Source organism: Bradyrhizobium sp. USDA 336, assembly GCF_044908355.1.
Classification (GTDB): Bacteria; Pseudomonadota; Alphaproteobacteria; order Rhizobiales; family Xanthobacteraceae; genus Bradyrhizobium; species Bradyrhizobium yuanmingense.
The window spans coordinates 5833299-5849856 of sequence record NZ_JBIYDC010000002.1; the positions used below are offsets into that span (position 1 = coordinate 5833299).

12 protein-coding genes and 1 riboswitch are annotated in these 16558 nt (G+C 65.7%); of the genes, 3 read left to right on the forward strand and 9 right to left on the reverse strand.

Going from position 1 to position 16558, the window contains the following annotated elements; translation table 11 throughout:
* Positions 1-2: 2 nt before the first annotated feature.
* Positions 3-1388 (forward strand): MFS transporter, encoded by a 1386-nt coding sequence (locus ABIA45_RS28365; protein ID WP_157285130.1) that lies wholly within the window; start codon positions 3-5, stop codon positions 1386-1388.
* A gap of 120 nt (positions 1389-1508) precedes the next feature.
* Here ABIA45_RS28365 and purH read toward each other — a convergent pair whose 3' ends face one another.
* From purH to ABIA45_RS28380, 3 genes are all read right to left on the reverse strand, one after another.
* Positions 1509-3101: a bifunctional phosphoribosylaminoimidazolecarboxamide formyltransferase/IMP cyclohydrolase gene (gene purH, locus ABIA45_RS28370; protein WP_404545015.1), complete on the reverse strand. Its 1593-nt coding sequence runs from the start codon at positions 3099-3101 to the stop codon at positions 1509-1511.
* 24 nt (positions 3102-3125) lie between these two features.
* Positions 3126-3207: riboswitch (ZMP/ZTP riboswitch) on the reverse strand.
* A gap of 59 nt (positions 3208-3266) precedes the next feature.
* Entirely contained in the window at positions 3267-4985 is a 1719-nt protein-coding gene (locus tag ABIA45_RS28375) for a heparinase II/III family protein (RefSeq protein ID WP_404654487.1), read from the reverse strand.
* Between the two features lie 157 nt (positions 4986-5142).
* Positions 5143-6489, reverse strand: a complete 1347-nt coding sequence (locus tag ABIA45_RS28380; protein ID WP_271543178.1) for an RsmB/NOP family class I SAM-dependent RNA methyltransferase — start codon at positions 6487-6489, stop codon at positions 5143-5145.
* Between the two features lie 188 nt (positions 6490-6677).
* Here ABIA45_RS28380 and ABIA45_RS28385 point away from each other — a divergent pair, with 188 nt between their 5' ends.
* On the forward strand, positions 6678-6887 hold the full coding sequence (locus tag ABIA45_RS28385; RefSeq protein WP_271543177.1) for a DUF1674 domain-containing protein: 210 nt from the start codon (positions 6678-6680) through the stop codon (positions 6885-6887).
* Positions 6888-7071: 184 nt separating this feature from the next.
* Here the strand turns inward: ABIA45_RS28385 and cysN are convergent, their stop codons facing one another.
* From cysN to ABIA45_RS28405, 4 genes are all read right to left on the reverse strand, one after another.
* The gene (gene cysN, locus ABIA45_RS28390) at positions 7072-8967 is read right to left on the reverse strand and encodes a sulfate adenylyltransferase subunit CysN (RefSeq protein WP_404545018.1); all 1896 of its coding nucleotides are present in this window, start codon (positions 8965-8967) and stop codon (positions 7072-7074) included.
* Positions 8967-9929 carry a sulfate adenylyltransferase subunit CysD gene (gene cysD, locus ABIA45_RS28395; protein WP_404545020.1) on the reverse strand — a complete coding sequence of 321 codons (963 nt, stop codon included), beginning with the start codon at positions 9927-9929 and terminating at the stop codon, positions 8967-8969. Before cysD ends, cysN begins: the two co-directional genes overlap by 1 nt.
* 5 nt (positions 9930-9934) lie before the next feature.
* Positions 9935-10954 (reverse strand): sulfotransferase family protein, encoded by a 1020-nt coding sequence (locus ABIA45_RS28400; protein ID WP_271543174.1) that lies wholly within the window; start codon positions 10952-10954, stop codon positions 9935-9937.
* A gap of 154 nt (positions 10955-11108) precedes the next feature.
* On the reverse strand, positions 11109-12827 hold the full coding sequence (locus ABIA45_RS28405) for a methyl-accepting chemotaxis protein (RefSeq protein ID WP_404654488.1): 1719 nt from the start codon (positions 12825-12827) through the stop codon (positions 11109-11111).
* A 201-nt stretch (positions 12828-13028) separates the two neighbouring features.
* On the opposite strand from ABIA45_RS28405, the gene ABIA45_RS28410 reads away from it, so the two are divergent.
* Positions 13029-13613 (forward strand): thermonuclease family protein, encoded by a 585-nt coding sequence (locus ABIA45_RS28410; RefSeq protein ID WP_275513670.1) that lies wholly within the window; start codon positions 13029-13031, stop codon positions 13611-13613.
* Positions 13614-13666: 53 nt separating this feature from the next.
* On the opposite strand, the gene ABIA45_RS28415 is transcribed toward ABIA45_RS28410, so the two are convergent.
* Positions 13667-14182 (reverse strand): L,D-transpeptidase, encoded by a 516-nt coding sequence (locus tag ABIA45_RS28415; RefSeq protein WP_036024233.1) that lies wholly within the window; start codon positions 14180-14182, stop codon positions 13667-13669.
* Between the two features lie 420 nt (positions 14183-14602).
* Positions 14603-16549: an acetate--CoA ligase gene (gene acs / locus ABIA45_RS28420; protein WP_157285120.1), complete on the reverse strand. Its 1947-nt coding sequence runs from the start codon at positions 16547-16549 to the stop codon at positions 14603-14605.
* Positions 16550-16558 lie beyond the last annotated feature (9 nt).

Genomic DNA, 16558 nt, shown 5'->3' on the forward strand with positions numbered 1-16558 from the left:
TGATGACGACAATCGCCCCGGATGCGCGCATGGCCGGCGTGGCGCGGACCTATCCGCCGCGCGCCGCCGTCGTGAGTTGGATCTTCTTCGATTGGGCCGCGCAGCCATATTTCACGCTGATCACGACCTTCGTGTTCGCGCCCTATTTCGCGACGGCCATTGCGCCAAATCCCGCCGCCGGTCAATCCTTGTGGGGCTTTGCGATGGCGGCCGCGGGCCTCGCGATCGCGCTGTTGTCGCCGGTGCTCGGCGCCATCGCCGACGCTTCGGGCCGCAGGAAACCGTGGATCGCAGGTTTCGGTACGGTGCTGGTGCTGGCGTCCTGCACGCTCTGGATCGGCAAGCCCGGCGATCATGCCGTCATTCCGCTGGTGCTCACCGCAGTTGCGCTCGCCAGCGTTGGTGCGGAATTTGCCACGCTCTTCAACAACGCGATGATGCCGACCCTGGTGCCGCCGGAGCGGATCGGCCGTCTCTCCGGCACCGGCTGGGCCACGGGCTACATTGGCGGCATCGTCAGCCTGATCATCGTGCTCGGCCTGCTCGCCGCCAATCCCGAGACCGGCCGCACGCTGCTCGGCGTCACGCCGCTCTTCGGTCTCGATCCCCTCACACGTCAGGGCGATCGTGCCGCGGGGCCGCTGACCGCGCTGTGGTTCATCATCTTCGTGACGCCGATGTTCCTGTTCACGCCGGATTATCCGGCGAAGCGCCCGCTGGGCGAGGCGTTGCGCGAGGGCCTCTCGGAGCTGAAGCAGTCGATCAAGAGTCTGCCGAGGCAGAAATCGCTCGCGGCATTCCTGCTCGCCAACATGATCTACACCGATGGTCTGGTGTCGCTGTTCGCCTTCGGCGGCATCTATGCCGCGGGCACCTTCGGCTGGCACACGATCCAGATCGGGACGTTCGGCATCATGCTCGCGATCGCCGGCGCGCTCGGCGCCTGGCTCGGCGGCAAGCTGGATGATCGTCTCGGGCCGAAGCGCGTCATCGCCGGCAGCCTGCTGGTCCTGCTGCTGTCGGTGGCCGCGATTCTTCTGGTCGACAAGGACAGCGTCCTGTTCGTCAAGACCGCGCCGCCGCAAGCGGGCGCTGCTCTGTTCTCGAGCGCGGCCGAGCGCGCCTATCTGGTGCTGGGCTGCCTGATCGGTGCCGCCGGCGGCCCGCTCCAGGCCGCTTCCCGCACGCTGCTGATCCATCTCGCACCGAAGGATCGCATCGCGCAATATTTCGGCCTGTTCGCGCTGACGGGAAAGGTGACGTCCTTCATCGGCCCGCTCCTGATCGGCCTGGTCACCGCGGTGACCGCCAGCCAGAAGGCCGGCATGGCCGTGCTCGTCGTGTTCTTCGTCGCGGGATTGGGCCTGTTGATGCGGGTGCGGGATTAGCTGCACCACGCAACTCTATCCTCGTCATTGCGTGGAGCACTTGCGACGAAGCAATCCAGACCTTCCTTGCGGAGAGAGACTGGATTGCTTCGCTTCGCTCGCAATGACGAATCGATGGTCTCAATGCCTGAAGTGCCGCGTTCCCGTGAACACCATGGCGATGCCGTGCTCGTCCGCGGCCTTGATCACCTCGTCGTCGCGCATGGAGCCGCCGGGCTGCACCACGGCGGTGGCGCCGGCTTCGATGCAGGCGAGCATGCCGTCGGCGAACGGGAAGAATGCATCCGAGGCCACCACCGAACCCTTGGTGAGCGGTTCGGCGAGCTTCAGCTCGGCCGCCGCATCCTGCGCCTTGCGTGCGGCGATCCGCGCTGAATCCACCCGGCTCATCTGACCCGCGCCGATACCGACGGTGGCGAGATCCTTGGCGTAGATGATGGTGTTGGACTTGACGTGTTTTGCCACCCGGAACGCAAACTTCAGATCACGCATCTCCGCATCCGTCGGCGCGCGCTTGGTGACGACCTTGAACGTCATGTCGTCGACCACGGCGTTGTCGCGGCTTTGCACCAGCAGGCCGCCGGCCACCGTCTTGGCGGTCAGGCCCGGCGCACGCGGATCGGGCAGGCTGCCGGCGAGCAGCAGGCGCAGGTTCTTCTTGCCGCCGATGATGGCGATCGCCTCCTCGCTGGCGTCGGGCGCGATGATGACCTCGGTGAAGATCTTGGTGATCTCGCGCGCGGTGTCGGCATCGAGGGCGCGGTTCATCGCGATGATGCCGCCGAACGCGGACGTTGAATCGCAGGCCAGCGCCCTGCGATAGGCCTCGACGAGGTTCGGCCCTTCGGCGACGCCGCAGGGATTGGCATGCTTGACGATGACGCAGGCCGCGGTGCGCTTGGCGTCGAACTCGCCGATGCATTCATAGGCGGCATCGGTGTCGTTGATGTTGTTGTAGGAGAGCTCCTTGCCCTGGAGCTGCCGCGCGGTGGAGACGCCGGGGCGCTTGTCCGGTGTCGCATAGAACGCGGCGGTCTGATGCGGGTTCTCGCCGTAGCGCAGCGACTGGATCAGCCTGCCGCCGAAAGCGCGGAAGTCGGGCGCGTCGACCTCGAGCTGACGGTTGAACCAGTTCGAGATCGCGGCGTCATAGGCCGCAGTGCGGGCATAGGCCTTCGCGGCAAGCCGCCGGCGAAGCTTCAGCGTGGTCGCGCCCTTGTTGGCGGCAAGCTCGTCGAGCACGGCCTGATAGTCCTGCGCCTCGACCACCACGGCGACGTCGTCGTGATTCTTGGCGGCGGCGCGGATCATCGCGGGGCCGCCGATGTCGATGTTCTCGATGCAATCCTCGAAGCCCGCGCCTTTGTCGACGGTCGCCTCGAACGGATAGAGATTGACGACGAGGAGGTCGATCGGCGCGATGCCATGCGCCTTCATCGCCTCCGCATGCTCCTTGTTGTCGCGGATCGCGAGCAGGCCGCCATGCACCTTCGGATGCAGCGTCTTGACGCGGCCGTCCATCATCTCGGGGAAGCCGGTGAGGTCGGAGACGTCCTTCACCTTAAGGCCGGCCGCGGCGATCGCTTTCGCGGTGCCGCCGGTCGAAACCAGCTCGACATCGTGCGCGGCGAGCGCCTTGGCGAACTCGATCAGGCTGGTCTTGTCGGAGACGGAGAGAAGGGCGCGGGTGACGCGGCGGGGATGGTCAGTCATGAGCAAGATCCTCTGTTCAGGGAGTGTCTATGCCCAGGCGCGCGGCTTATATGTCCCGCGCTTCCCGATGGTGCTCCATCCAAGGTCGCCAGTCGCGCGAGCGAGCGCTCGATAGCAGCTTTTGGCGTCGCTCTCAACGGGTAGATAGGGCCGGATCGCGCCTGTTTACAACGGAAGTTCCGGCTCGCGCCGGGCGTTGCGGCGGGCATTGGTCACCGCGGGCGAGGCGGTGGAGCGGACAAAGCTCCAGCGGATCGAGGGGGCCTGGCGGGCGTTCTGACGGATCACGATCTGGGCGGTGCGGCGCGGGCCGTCATTGCCGGCCAGGAATACGCTGTCCTCGAGATCGACCTTGTCGTCCAATGCCTCGAAGGTCCAGACGTCGCGGTTCGGCAGCACCAGCATGACGCCGCGCGCATCCGACAGCCGGCTCGCCTTCACCGCCGGATGCAGATGGAAGCGCAGCGCGAAATCGGCATCGGCGCCCTTGAAGCGTCCGCCCTGCGGCGGCGACAGCGCGTCCTCGCCGTCGATGCGCGCGCCGTCATTGGCGATCATCAGCACGCGGCGGTGGATCGCGCCGAACTTGGCGAGATAGCCGTCATGCGAGGTCGTGAGCAGCGTGCCGTTCTGCACGACCTCGCGATAACTCTCGACCTCGACCGGGCCGCTGGTGACGGGCGCGCCGTGCAGGAGCCGCTTCATCGCCGACATCTCGACGAACTGGCATGACGACGTCTCGCGATAGGTCAGGGTCGAATGCGCCGCCGTGCTGCGTGCGAACGGCCGCCAATTGTCCCGGCCGGTGGTCGGCATGCCGCAATTGGTGACGATGCGGCTGATGCCGGACGACAATTCGAACGAGAGGCAGCCGGCATGGGCGTCGTGGCTGACGCCGGCCGGCGGCGGCGGGCCGGTGTCGATGATCACAGTGGTCTGGCCGGCATCGAGGCGCTGAAAGCCGGTATGCGGCATGTTCGCCATCGGCACGCCGTGGGTGTCGTCATAGGCGAGCAGCGTGGCGAGCAGGTCGGACGAGGTCGCGCTCATGCCGTTGAACAGGGCGAAATTGCCGTCGCCGTGCCGGAAGAAGCGCAGCATCGGCATCATGCGGTCGATCGCATTGAGCAGCGCCGGCGGCGGCGCGATATTGCGCGCGGCAAAAGTCTGCCGCAGCGGCAAGAGGTCGATCAGGAGCTCGATCAGCGCCCCCGGATTGCGCGAGATGTGGCCGCCATCGGGCAGGATCTGCCGCTGCAATTCGTCGGACAGCTTCTTGGAGGCGGTGCGGATGTGACGCGTCTGGTTGGCGAGGCACAGGGACGCATAGCACAGCGCGATCAGCACCTGCAGCTTCGGCACCCCGTCCGGAATGTCGACCATGGTATAGCGCAGGAAGCGGATCTCGCGCGCCAGCGCCCGCAAGTAACGGCGGTAGAACTTGTTGTCGGTCTCGCTCAGCACCAGCGGCGCCTGCGACAGCAGCGAGATCACGCGCCGCGCCAGCACGTCGGCACGGCGCGCGACGGGGCGGCGCTTGTTGGCGGGATTCGAGATCCAGTCCTCGATCAGCGCGCGCGCATTCGCCCGCGTCAGCGCCGTATCGGCGGCGCGCAAGTGCCGCAGCCAGCCGAAGCCGAGCAGCGCAACCTCCCAATCCTCCGACGGCGGCTCGAGGTCGAAGATCGAGCGGCCGTGGCAATTGACGATCTTGCCGGCGAAGACGAAGCGACCGGCATAGATCTCGGCAGCGCGAGTCGCATCCGCGGTCCGCAGGTCATGCGGCGCGATGATCAGCCGGTCGGTACGGCCGGGCCAGACTCGCGACAGCACAACGGAACCGCCGCTCGCGCGCGCGAGCATGTTCCGCGCGAAGCGGTTCATGACCAGCGTCGAGATACGTCTGCGTTGAGCGACCGACACGCCTTGCCTTGATGGGGGAGAGGATCAGTGACGAATCCTTATTAATCCCAAAATCGGACGCCTGACACCACCTTGAACGGCGCGAATCAGGGTCGTGGTCGCAAAATCCAGTGCAAAATCAGGATTTAACGAGTCGGGCCGCGAAAAATCCGTCGAGCCCGCCGAGCCTGGGATCGGCGTTCGGCAGATGGCAGGGCAGGGTGCGCAGGTCGCCGTCCCGGTTGAGGATTTCGTCGAGGCCCGCAACCTCCGATGCCACGATCGGAGCGCGGCGAAGTGCGGGCTCGGCGGCGAGCAGTGCCGCCACCGCCTGCTCGCCCTCCTCGGGTTCCAGCGAACAGGTGCAATAGACCAGCGTCCCGCCCGGCTTGAGCAGCGACACCGACTTGCGCAGCAGCCGCTGCTGGAGCGCGGCCAGGGTAGCGATGTCGGAGTCCTGCCGCAGCCATGCGACGTCGGGATGACGGCGGATCGTGCCGGTGGAGGTGCAGGGCGCATCGATCAGAACACCGTCGAACGCCTCGGCCGGGCCGGTCCATTCGACGGCGTCAGCGACGACGGTCTCGGCCTGCAGCGACAGCCGCGCCAGGTTTTCGCGCAAACGCGCCACACGCGCGGGCGAGCGGTCGATTGCCGTGACCTGCGCGCCTGAGAGCGCCAGCTGCGCGGTCTTGCCGCCGGGGGCGGCGCAGAGATCGGCAATGGACTTGCCTTTGACATCGCCGAACAGCCGGGCGGGCAACGCGGCGGCGGCGTCCTGCACCCACCATTGTCCTTCGGCGAAGCCGGGCAGCATGGTCACCGAACCGTGCAGCAGCATCCGCACCGTTCCGGTCGGCAACGTCTCGCCATGCAGGCGGCTCGCCCATTGGGCGGGATCCGATTTCACCGTGAGATCGAGCGAGGGCTCGTGGCCGAGCGCCGATGCCATGTCGCGTGCGGTCGCCTCGCCATAATGCGCGCTCCAGCGCGCGAGCAGCCATGGCGGCAGATCCAGCGATTGTGTCGCGACCTCCTCCACCAGCGCCTTGCCCTCGCGCGCACAGCGGCGCAGCACGGCGTTGACGAGCCCGGCATAGCGCGCGGCGCGGCGGTCGGATTGCACGAGCCGGACGGAGAGATCGACCGCGGCGTGATCCGGCACGTCCATCCAGAGGATCTGGGCGGCGCCGATCAAAAGTGCACTCTGCGCGCGTGGCGCGTCGGAGGGAACGCCCTTGTCGAGCAGGCGGGACAGCACATGGCCGAGAGTGCCGAGCCGGCGCAGCACGGTGGCGACCAGGCGCCGCATCAGCGCGCGGTCGCGATCCGCCAGCGTCTTCAGTCCGGGGTGGGCACCGGCGCCGTCAAGCTGGTCGTCGAGCGTGCGGTGCTTGTGCAGCACGCCGTCGACGATGTCGGCGGCTATCCGTCGCGCCGCAAGGCCGGGCACTTCGGACGGAGGGACGAAACGTTGAGATGGCATGCGGAAGCAAGGTTCTGAACGAGCGGCAGTTCCGCCGCAATGGGCGCATGCCTTGAGAAGTCGATCTCTGACACGCGAATATGCCAAATGTAAGAATCGCTTGCGGGTTTTTCAGCGCTCCGGGCCGATTTCAGGAATGCGTTATTGGGCATCGCGTTGTGCCCGGTCCTGCGCTAGAAAGCGCGGCGATGAGTAACCCCGTTCCCGATCGCAAGCCGCTGTCGCCGGCCGCCCAGCGTGCGCTGGCCGAGGCCGAGGCGCGCCGGCAGGCTGCGGCCGCCAGGGCCAACGATGAGGCCAAGAACGAGACCAAGGCGAAGGAGCTGCAGGGTCCAAAGGGGCCCGAGCCCACCCGCTACGGCGATTGGGAGCGCAAGGGCATCGCTTCCGACTTCTGAGGCGCTTATTTAACCTCTCCCGCTTGCGGGAGAAGTCGCGCCGCAGGCGCGGGTGAGGGCTTTCTTCTCTAAGGGATTATCCCATTGCGGATACACCCTCTCCCCAGCCCTCTCCCGCAAGCGGGAGAGGGAGCGAAGCTCCTTCGCGGCCGCATCAGACCGAATCTCGTCTTGCCTTGGCTCGCTACAGGTAATTGTGCTCTCGCAAGTAGCGGATGATGCGTTCGCAGGCCGCCTCGCTCGACAGCTCCGAGGTGTCGATGGTGATGTCGGGCGCCAGCGGCGCTTCGTAGGGGGCATCGATGCCGGTGAATGCCGGTAGCTGGCCCGACCTAGCCTTGCGATAGAGACCCTTGGGATCGCGGCGCTCGCATTCGGCAAGCGGCGTCGCGACATGGATCTCGATGAACTCGCCCGCTTCGAGCCGCTGGCGCGCCAGCTCGCGCTCGCTGCGGAACGGCGAGATCAGCGCCACCAGCGCGATCAAGCCGGCCTCGACGAACAGCCCCGCGATCTCCGCGACGCGCCGGACGTTCTCCGTTCTCTCCGCGTTGGAAAAGCCGAGGTCGCGGTTGATGCCGTGACGAAGATTGTCGCCGTCGATCAACGCGGCATGGCGCCCAAGCTCGGCGAGCCGGCTGTCGACGAGATTGGCGATGGTCGATTTGCCGGCGCCGCTCAGCCCCGTGAACCAGAGCACGCAGGGCCGTTGCTGCTTCAGCCGAGCCCGCACGGATTTGTCGACCGCAAGCCGCTGCCAATGAACGTTGGTGGCGCGGCGGAGCGACATGTCGATCATTCCCGCCGCGGCAGTGCGATGGCTGATCGGGTCGATCAGGATGAAACTGCCCATCTCGCGGTTGTCGCGATAGGCCTCGAACACCAGCGGGCGGTCGAGATCGAGATGGACATAGCCGATCTCATTGACGTCGAGCGTGGCGGCGCTTTCCCGCGCCATGGTGTCGATGGCGATCCGGTGCTTGAGCTCCGTGATCACCGCGCCGGTCGAGGCGGTGCCGCACCGGAGCAGATAGCGCCGGCCGGCGACCATGGCCTCGCCATCGAACCAGACGAGATGGGCCGCGAGCTGATCCGACACCGGCGCTGCAGATCCGGCGGTGAGCACGTCGCCGCGGCTGACGTCGATCTCATCGGCGAGCGTGAGGGTGATGGACTCGCCCGACCTTGCGTGATTGCGCTCGCCGGCGGGCGTGAGAATGCGCGCGATGCGGGTCTGGTGTCCCGATGGTTGCGCGCGAACGGCATCGCCCACCGCGATCGTTCCGCTCGTGATCCGTCCGCAGAAGCCGCGAAAATCCGCATGCGGCCGGCTCACCCATTGCACCGGCAGCCGGAACGGCTGCTGCGAGGCGTCGCCGGCGACGTCCACGGATTCCAGATAGGCCGTAATGGTCGGCCCCTCGTACCAGGGCATGCGCGTGCTCGCAGCGACGATGTTGTCGCCGTCGGGCGCAACGACCGGGATGCACTGGACCTGGGAGATCCCGAGCTGGCCGGCCAGAGTCAGGTATTCGGCGGTGATGGAAGCGAAGCGATCGCCGTCAAATCCGATCAGGTCCATCTTGTTCACGGCGAGCACGACGTGGCGGATGCCGAGCAGCGACAGGATGTGGCTGTGACGCCGCGTCTGCGTGATCACGCCCTTGCGCGCGTCGACCAGCACCACGGCGAGATCGGCATTGGAAGCACCGGTCGCCATATTGCGCGTATATTGCGCATGTCCCGGCGTGTCGGCGACGATGAAGCGGCGCAGCTTCGTGGCGAAGAAGCGGTAGGCCACGTCGATGGTGATGCCCTGCTCGCGCTCGGCCTGCAACCCGTCGACCAGCAGCGCGAAGTCGAGGTCGCCGCCGGTGGTGCCGGCGGTCTTGCTCTCCGAGGCGAGCGCGTCGAGCTGGTCGTCGAGCAGCGTCTTCGAATCGTAGAGCAGCCGACCGACCAGCGTGCTCTTGCCGTCGTCGACGCTGCCGCAGGTGACGAAACGCAGCGTCGGGCGATCCTCCTGGTCGAGCCGCGGCGCATCGGTGGCGGCAATGGTCGGTGCCTCGTGATAGGACATCAGAAATAACCTTCCGCCTTCTTGCGCTCCATCGATGCGGGACTGTCCCGGTCGATCATGCGTCCCTGTCGTTCGGAGGTACGCGACGCCATCATCTCCTGCACGATCTCGGGCAGGGTTGCCGCCGTCGAGCTCGTTGCGCCGGTGAGGGGATAGCAGCCGAGGGTGCGAAACCTGACGGAGCGCCATTGCGGTTCTTCGCCAGGCTGCAGCGGCATCCGGTCGTCGTCCACCATGATCAGCGCACCGTCGCGCTCGACCACCGGGCGCGACGCTGCGAGATAGAGCGGAACGATCGGGATGTCCTCGAGCAGGATGTAGTCCCACACGTCGATCTCGGTCCAGTTCGACAGCGGAAACACCCGCATGCTCTCACCGGGCGCGAGCCTCGTGTTGTACAGGCCCCACAGCTCCGGCCGCTGGTTCTTCGGATCCCAGCGATGCGCGGCGCTGCGGTGCGAGAACACGCGCTCCTTGGCGCGCGACTTCTCCTCGTCGCGCCGCGCGCCTCCGATCGCGGCGTCGAAGCCGTGGAAGTCCAGCGCCTGTCGCAGCGCTTGCGTCTTCATGACGTCGGTGTAGCGGGCCGAGCCGTGGGTGAAGGGGTCGACGCCCTGGCTCAATCCGTCAGTGTTGGTATGGACGATCAGGTCGAGCCCGAGCTCGCGCGCGCGTCGGTCCCGAAACGCGATCATCTCGCGAAACTTCCAGGTCGTATCGACATGCAGCAGCGGAAACGGCGGCCTGCCGGGATCAAAGGCCTTCATCGCCAGATGCAGCAGCACCGACGAGTCCTTCCCGATCGAATACAGCATGACCGGCTTGCGGAACTCGGCCGCCGTCTCTCGCAGAATGTGGATGCTTTCCGCCTCCAGCCGGCGGAGGTGGCTGGCGACGTGACGCTGCTTGCCGCCAGCACCTTCATGGAGTGCGGAATCGGCTCCGGTGGGAATGTCCAGCATGACGATCACGCAGCCGCAGCAAACCAGTCGCCGAACAGACGTTGCGACAGTGCCGCATTCAGGCCGAGATCGCGAACGCAGGCGGCGACCGCGGCGCGATACGCATCATTGACCCCGCAGCGCTCCAGAGCCTCGCGTTGCGCTTCGCTCAGAGAGGCCGTCGCACGCCGCTGGTAGCGATAGGCACTGTCGGAGGTGTGCAGATTGGGCACCTTGTAGATCGTCGCTTCGCTCGGGAAGATGACGCGCGCATTGTTCGCGTGCGAGTCTCCCGGCTCACGCCAGGACGTCACGGCATTCTCGTTGAAGCTGCCCGAAAGGCCGATCCGTTCGAACAGGACACGAACCGAGGACACGGCCTCCTTGCTCACCTCATAAACGTAGTGAGTGACGGCAACGCCCTGTCGCTGGGCGTAGCTTGCGACTTGAGCCGCGTTGAGCGCGGCGACGACATAGTGCCGCAACAATACATCTGCAGGCGCGCGCGAGATCAGCTTGTCGAGCCACGATGCCAGTGAACTCGCCGGCTCACGGTCGAGCATGATGAGATGCAGCCGGTGCCGCGGATAGCCCGCCTCGATCAGCAGCTTGAGCGGATTGAACAGGCTCTCGGCGAGCACGTAGGGCCCGATCGTTTCCTTGCTGAAGATGTGCGGCTCGTCGTCTGCCGACGGCACGGCCCACGGCGCCGGCCTCTTGCCGACGAGCGCATCGCGCAGCATGGCCTTCAAAGGCTGATAATAGGAAGGCATCCCGGTCATGCCGAACAGATTGCTCAGGGCCGTCGATCCGACGCGCGCCTTGCCGCATGCAAAATAGAGCATGGGAAAGTCTTGCGGCGAGCGATGCCGGAAGCCGTCCGCCAGGCACTCCGTCACCTCGCGCATCAGCGTTTCGAGCGCGACGGTCCTGGTTTGGAACCCCTCCACCGGCGGAAGCAGCGTGGTGTCGAGAGAACTATCTTGCTGACGAACGAGTTCGGCGATTCGCTCGAGCGAATCGGGGGACGACGCATCGATATTCATGGCGGGGACTCGCTGAACAGGTTCCGCAAGCGAGTTGCTTACGGCTCAATATTCAACCTATTGTTGATTATGACCCCGGTCAAACCCGGGCAATCCCGGGGGCTTCATGAATGTCCGGCGAGCACGGCAATCGTGCTCGCCGCTTCGTTGCGCATTACGCGGCGCGCACGGTGCTGAGGAACTTCTCGACCTCCGTCTTCAGGAGGCTGCTTTCGCTCGACAGTGAACGCGCCGACGCCAACACTTGTCCCGACGCCGCGCCGGTCGCGCTCGCGCCATGGCTGACCTGGGCGATCTTGTCCGCGACTTCGACCGTTCCCTTGGCGGCTTCGCTGACGTTTCGCGCAATCTCGGCCGTCGCTGCGCCCTGCTGTTCGATCGTCGCGGCAATGGTCGTCGAAATATCGGAGATGCGGCCGATGGTCGTTCCGATTTCCTTGATCGCTCCGACGGAGTCCTGCGTTGCCGATTGCATGCCGGCGATCTGCGCGCTGATTTCCTCGGTCGCTCGCGCGGTTTGCGCCGCGAGCGCCTTGACCTCGCTCGCCACGACCGCAAAGCCGCGGCCGGACTCGCCGGCGCGGGCCGCCTCGATCGTTGCGTTTAGCGCCAGGAGGTTGGTCTGTTCGGCGATCGCCGTGATCAATTTGACGACGTCGCCGATGCGGCCCGCCGCCTTGAGCAGCTCGTTGATCCGGGCATCGGTGCGCTCGGCCTGCTTGACCGCATCGCCGGCGATACGGCTGGAATCGTGCACCTGACGGCCGATCTCGACGACCGACGTGCTCATTTCCTCGGCCGCGGACGCCACGGCCCCGACATTGGTCGAGGCTTCCTCCGAGGCGGCGGCGACCATTCCGGAGAGCTGCTGGGTCTGTTCGGCCGTACCCGACAACGTGCCGGCAGCGGATTCGAGCTCCTGGGATGCAGCCGACACCGAGTCGATGATGCCGCCGACCGCAGTTTCGAACGCGTTGGCAAGCCGCGTCATCTCCTGCTTGCGCTGAGCGGCCGCAGCGGCTTGATGGTTCTTCTGCTCGGCTTCCATCTGCTCGATGCGGATCAGATTGTCCTTGAAGGCCTGTGCCGCGCGGGCGTTATCGCCGACCTCGTCGCCACGGCGGGTGTAGGGAATTTCGATCGCCTTGTTGCCTCCGGCGAGCTGCAGGAGCACATCGCCAATGCGACGGATCGGACGGGCGACGTTCAAGACGGAAAAGACTGCGGAGCCGACCAACGTCAGGACGACGAATAGGCCGACGATCAAAGCGAAATTGGCGACGCGGTCCAGCTCGGCCAGCATCTCGCCCTTGCGGCGCGCGGCGAATTCGTTGGCGACGCCGACGAGATCGTCGATGCGCTTGCTGACTTCCTGTGCTGCCGGACGCATATGCTCTGCGAGAATGCTTGCCCTTGCCGACTCTGCTGCAAGCTTGGCGCCACCCGCGGGGGCGGCGATGACCGCCTTTTGCGCCGCGGCGAGCTCGACGCCGCTGGCCAGATACGCATCGACGAATTTCTTGGTCTCGCGGTAAGCGTCCTGTGTGACCTTGCGGGTCGCCCGCTCTCTCGCGGCATCGATTTCGGTGCCGGCCTCGCCGGCCCGGGTACGGAGAAGCTCAAGGAGCCTGTCCACCTCTCCGGCTGACGGTGCCGAGCCGAGTTCGAGAGCGGCGAGCTGCGCGCGTGCCATCGCCGTCTGAGCCGCCTGCGCATTGCCCTTGTTGAGATAGTTGATCGTGACGAGGCGATTGGATTCGGCAATGGAGCGGTTGCCGAGCATCTGATTGGTCAGCATGCCGCCGACCAGCACGACGCTCACGCCTGTCACGATGCCGAGCTTTGTTCCAATGCGAAACCTCAATGACCTCACGGCGATCTCCCCTCGGTTTGTCGTATAACAGCTATTCGCAACCAATGATTGAGAATTGGAAAATATTCGCGAATCCCCAGTAGAACTACGGCTGACTTCTGAGAGACGGAACTTTCGTGCATGGCCTCCGGGCGCATTCGGCTTCGTTCATGGACGCGCTCATGCTTGTGAGTTCCCCCGACTCAGTCATAGCGTGAGCTGATGCGTTTCCAGGATCGCCCCAATTCCTATCGGCCGCAGTTCAGCGGCTCGCCGTTCGGCCGCCGCTTCTCCGGCCTATTGCCCTGGATGTTCGTAGTGGGCATCGGGCTGGCCGTCGTGCTCACATTCCGCCATGGAACGCACTGGCTTGTTCCCGATACCGATCGCACTGGAGATGCCGAGATCGTTCTTCAGCAGACCGGCCACGCGGATGTGCGGCCCGTCGAATTCATCCGCGCCATCGATGGCGACACTTTTCTCGCCCGTGTTCGTCTGCACGAGGGACGCGATCCCGTGGTCCGCATTCGGCTGCGCGGCATCGATGCGCCCGAATTGAAAGCATCCTGCCAGGAGGAGCTGGACAAGGCCGAAGCTGCGGCCCGTGCCTTGCGCGATCTGCTCGGCCAGGGCGGCGTGACCATTACCAATCTCGCTCCCGACAAATACGGCCGAGTCCTCGCCGACGTCGCGACCCGGCGGACTGCGAACGTTTCGGCGGCACTGCTCGCCGGCGGCTTCGTGCGCAGCTACAATGGCGGCCATCGCGACGGCTGGTGCGCGCGCGGCTGGCGGTTCTGGCAATAAAAAGGCCGCGTCGAAGACGCGGCCTTTCATTTCATCTCGGCTGATTCAGGCGATCAGCGCGTCACGACCACCGTCGTGCCGACGGAGACGCGGCCGTAGAGATCGGTGATGTCGTCGTTGAGCATGCGGATGCAGCCATAGGAGACGAAGCCGCCGATCGAGCCCGGCACGTTGGTGCCGTGGATCGCATATTCGCCGCCGGCGAGCGTCATCGCCGCAACGCCCATCGGGTTGCGCGGCGAGCCGCCCGGAATGACGTCGGGGATACCAGGCTTGTCGCGCTTCACCTCGGCGGGCGGCGCCCAGGCCGGATTGAGATATTTGCCGTCGATCTTCGTGGTGCCGGCCCACTGCTTGCCGGCTTTGCCGACGCCGACCGGATAGCGCACGGCCTGGCCGTTCCCGAGGATGAGATAAAGCCGCCGCTCGCTGGTTTTGACCACGATGGTGCCCGGCGAATAGTCGGCCAGGTGCGCCCCCACCATTTCCGGCCGCGCCTGCGCCGCCGTCGACGTCAAGGCCCCAGCCGCGATGGTGGCGGCCAGCGCCACCGCAATCCTCATCGACATCGATGCTTCCCCTTGCCCAAATCGGATCGTCCAAAATGACGCAGAACCGGCAATCGTCGCCGCACCAAGCCCTCGTCGATGCTCATTCTTAACGGCGCCCGTTAACCCAATGGTTTCCGCGCGCGGCTGCCGAGGGCAGGCCAGCAGGGGGAACAAAGGAAATGTTCGAAATAAAGTAAATGACCAGAAAACAACACTCGGCGGGAAAGATGCAGGCGCGCTGCCGCGCCCGCTGACAACAGCGTGAGGGTGTGAATGGCCGTTGGTTGAGAGGGAGACGCGCTCTCGTGTCCCGGACAAGCGCAGCGAGGCGGAGCGCCGATCCGGGACCCAGTTCTTTCTTTCGGTCGATCGCTGGGCCCCGGCTCAGCAGCGCACCGCTGAAGGAGCGCTGCGCTGCGTCCGGGGCACGAACTCGCCTTACGCCGACTTCTTGTTCTGCCGGTTCTTGACGAGATCATCGACAACGGCGGGATCGGCGAGCGTCGAGGTGTCGCCGAGGCTGCCCGGCTCGTCCTCGGCGATCTTGCGCAGGATGCGGCGCATGATCTTGCCGGAGCGGGTCTTGGGCAGGCCCGGGGCGAACTGGATCTGGTCGGGCGAGGCGATCGGGCCGATCTCCTTGCGCACCCAGGTCACGAGCTCCTTGCGCAGCTCGTCGCTCGGCTGCACGCCGGCCATCAGGGTGACATAGGCGTAGATGCCCTGACCCTTGATGTCGTGCGGGAAGCCGACGACGGCGGCTTCCGACACCTTCTCATGCGCGACCAGCGCGCTCTCGACTTCGGCGGTGCCCATGCGGTGGCCGGAGACGTTGATGACGTCGTCGACGCGGCCGGTGATCCAGTAATAGCCGTCGGCGTCGCGGCGGCAGCCGTCGCCGGTGAAGTACTTGCCCTTATAGGTCGAGAAATAGGTCTGCTCGAAGCGGGCATGGTCGCCGTAGACCGTGCGCATCTGGCCCGGCCACGAGCGCGTCAGGCAGAGATTGCCTGATGTCTCGCCTTCCAGCACCTTGCCGTCGGCATCGACGATCTCAGGCACCACGCCGAAGAACGGTTGCGTCGCCGAGCCGGGCTTCAGCTTGGTCGCGCCCGGCAGCGGCGTGATCAGAATGCCGCCGGTCTCGGTCTGCCACCACGTGTCGACGATCGGGCAGCGGTCGTCGCCGACGACGCGGTGATACCACTCCCAGGCTTCGGGATTGATGGGCTCGCCGACCGAGCCGAGCAGACGGAGCGAGGCGCGCGAGGTCTTCTTCACCGGTTCGTCGCCGGACTGCATCAGCGCGCGGATCGCGGTCGGCGCGGTGTAGAAGATGTTGACCTTGTGCTTGTCGATGACGTTCCAGAACCGCGAATTATCCGGATAATTGGGCACGCCCTCGAACATCAGCGTGGTCGCGCCGTTGGCGAGCGGCCCATAGAGGATGTAGCTGTGGCCGGTGACCCAGCCGACGTCGGCGGTGCACCAGTAGATGTCGCCGTCGTGATAGTCGAAGACGTATTGATGCGTCATCGAGGCGAACACGAGATAGCCGCCGGAGGTGTGCAGCACGCCCTTGGGCTGGCCGGTCGAGCCCGACGTGTAGAGGATGAACAGCGGGTCCTCGGCGTGCATGTGCTCGACCGGGCATTCCGTGGTCACCATCGCCGCCGCCTCGTGGTACCAGAGATCGCGCGTCGGGTTCATGTCGACCTTGGCGCCGGTGCGCTTGACCACGACGACCCAGTCGACGCCGTCGGCCTTGCTGAGCGCCGCATCGACATTGGCCTTCAGCGGCACCTTCTTGCCGCCGCGCAGGCCCTCGTCCGCGGTGATGATCACCTTGGATTGGCAGTCGTTGATGCGTTGGGCGAGGCTGTCAGGCGAGAAGCCCGCGAATACCACGGAGTGGATGGCGCCGATCCGCGCGCAGGCCAGCATCGCGTAAGCAGCTTCCGGGATCATCGGCAGGTAGATGGTGACGCGGTCGCCCTTCCCGACGTTGCGGGTGCGCAGGATGTTGGCCATCCGGCAGACCTCGTCATGCAGCTCCTTGTAGGTGATGTGCTTGGACTGCGAGGGATCGTCGCCTTCCCAGATGATCGCGGTCTGGTTGGCGCGCGCAGGCAGATGCCGGTCGATGCAGTTGTAGGCGACGTTGAGCACGCCGTCCTCGAACCATTTGATCGAGATGTTGCCCGGCGCGAACGAGACGTTCTCGATTTTAGTCGGCGCCTTCATCCAGTCGATGCGCTTGGCCTGCTCCGCCCAGAAACCGTTCGGGTCCGAGATCGAACGGGCGTACATCTCCTTGTACTTGGCCTGGTCGACCCAGGCGCGCTTCGCCCACTCCGCGGGGATATCGTAGATCTTCTCGGACATGCTTCCCTC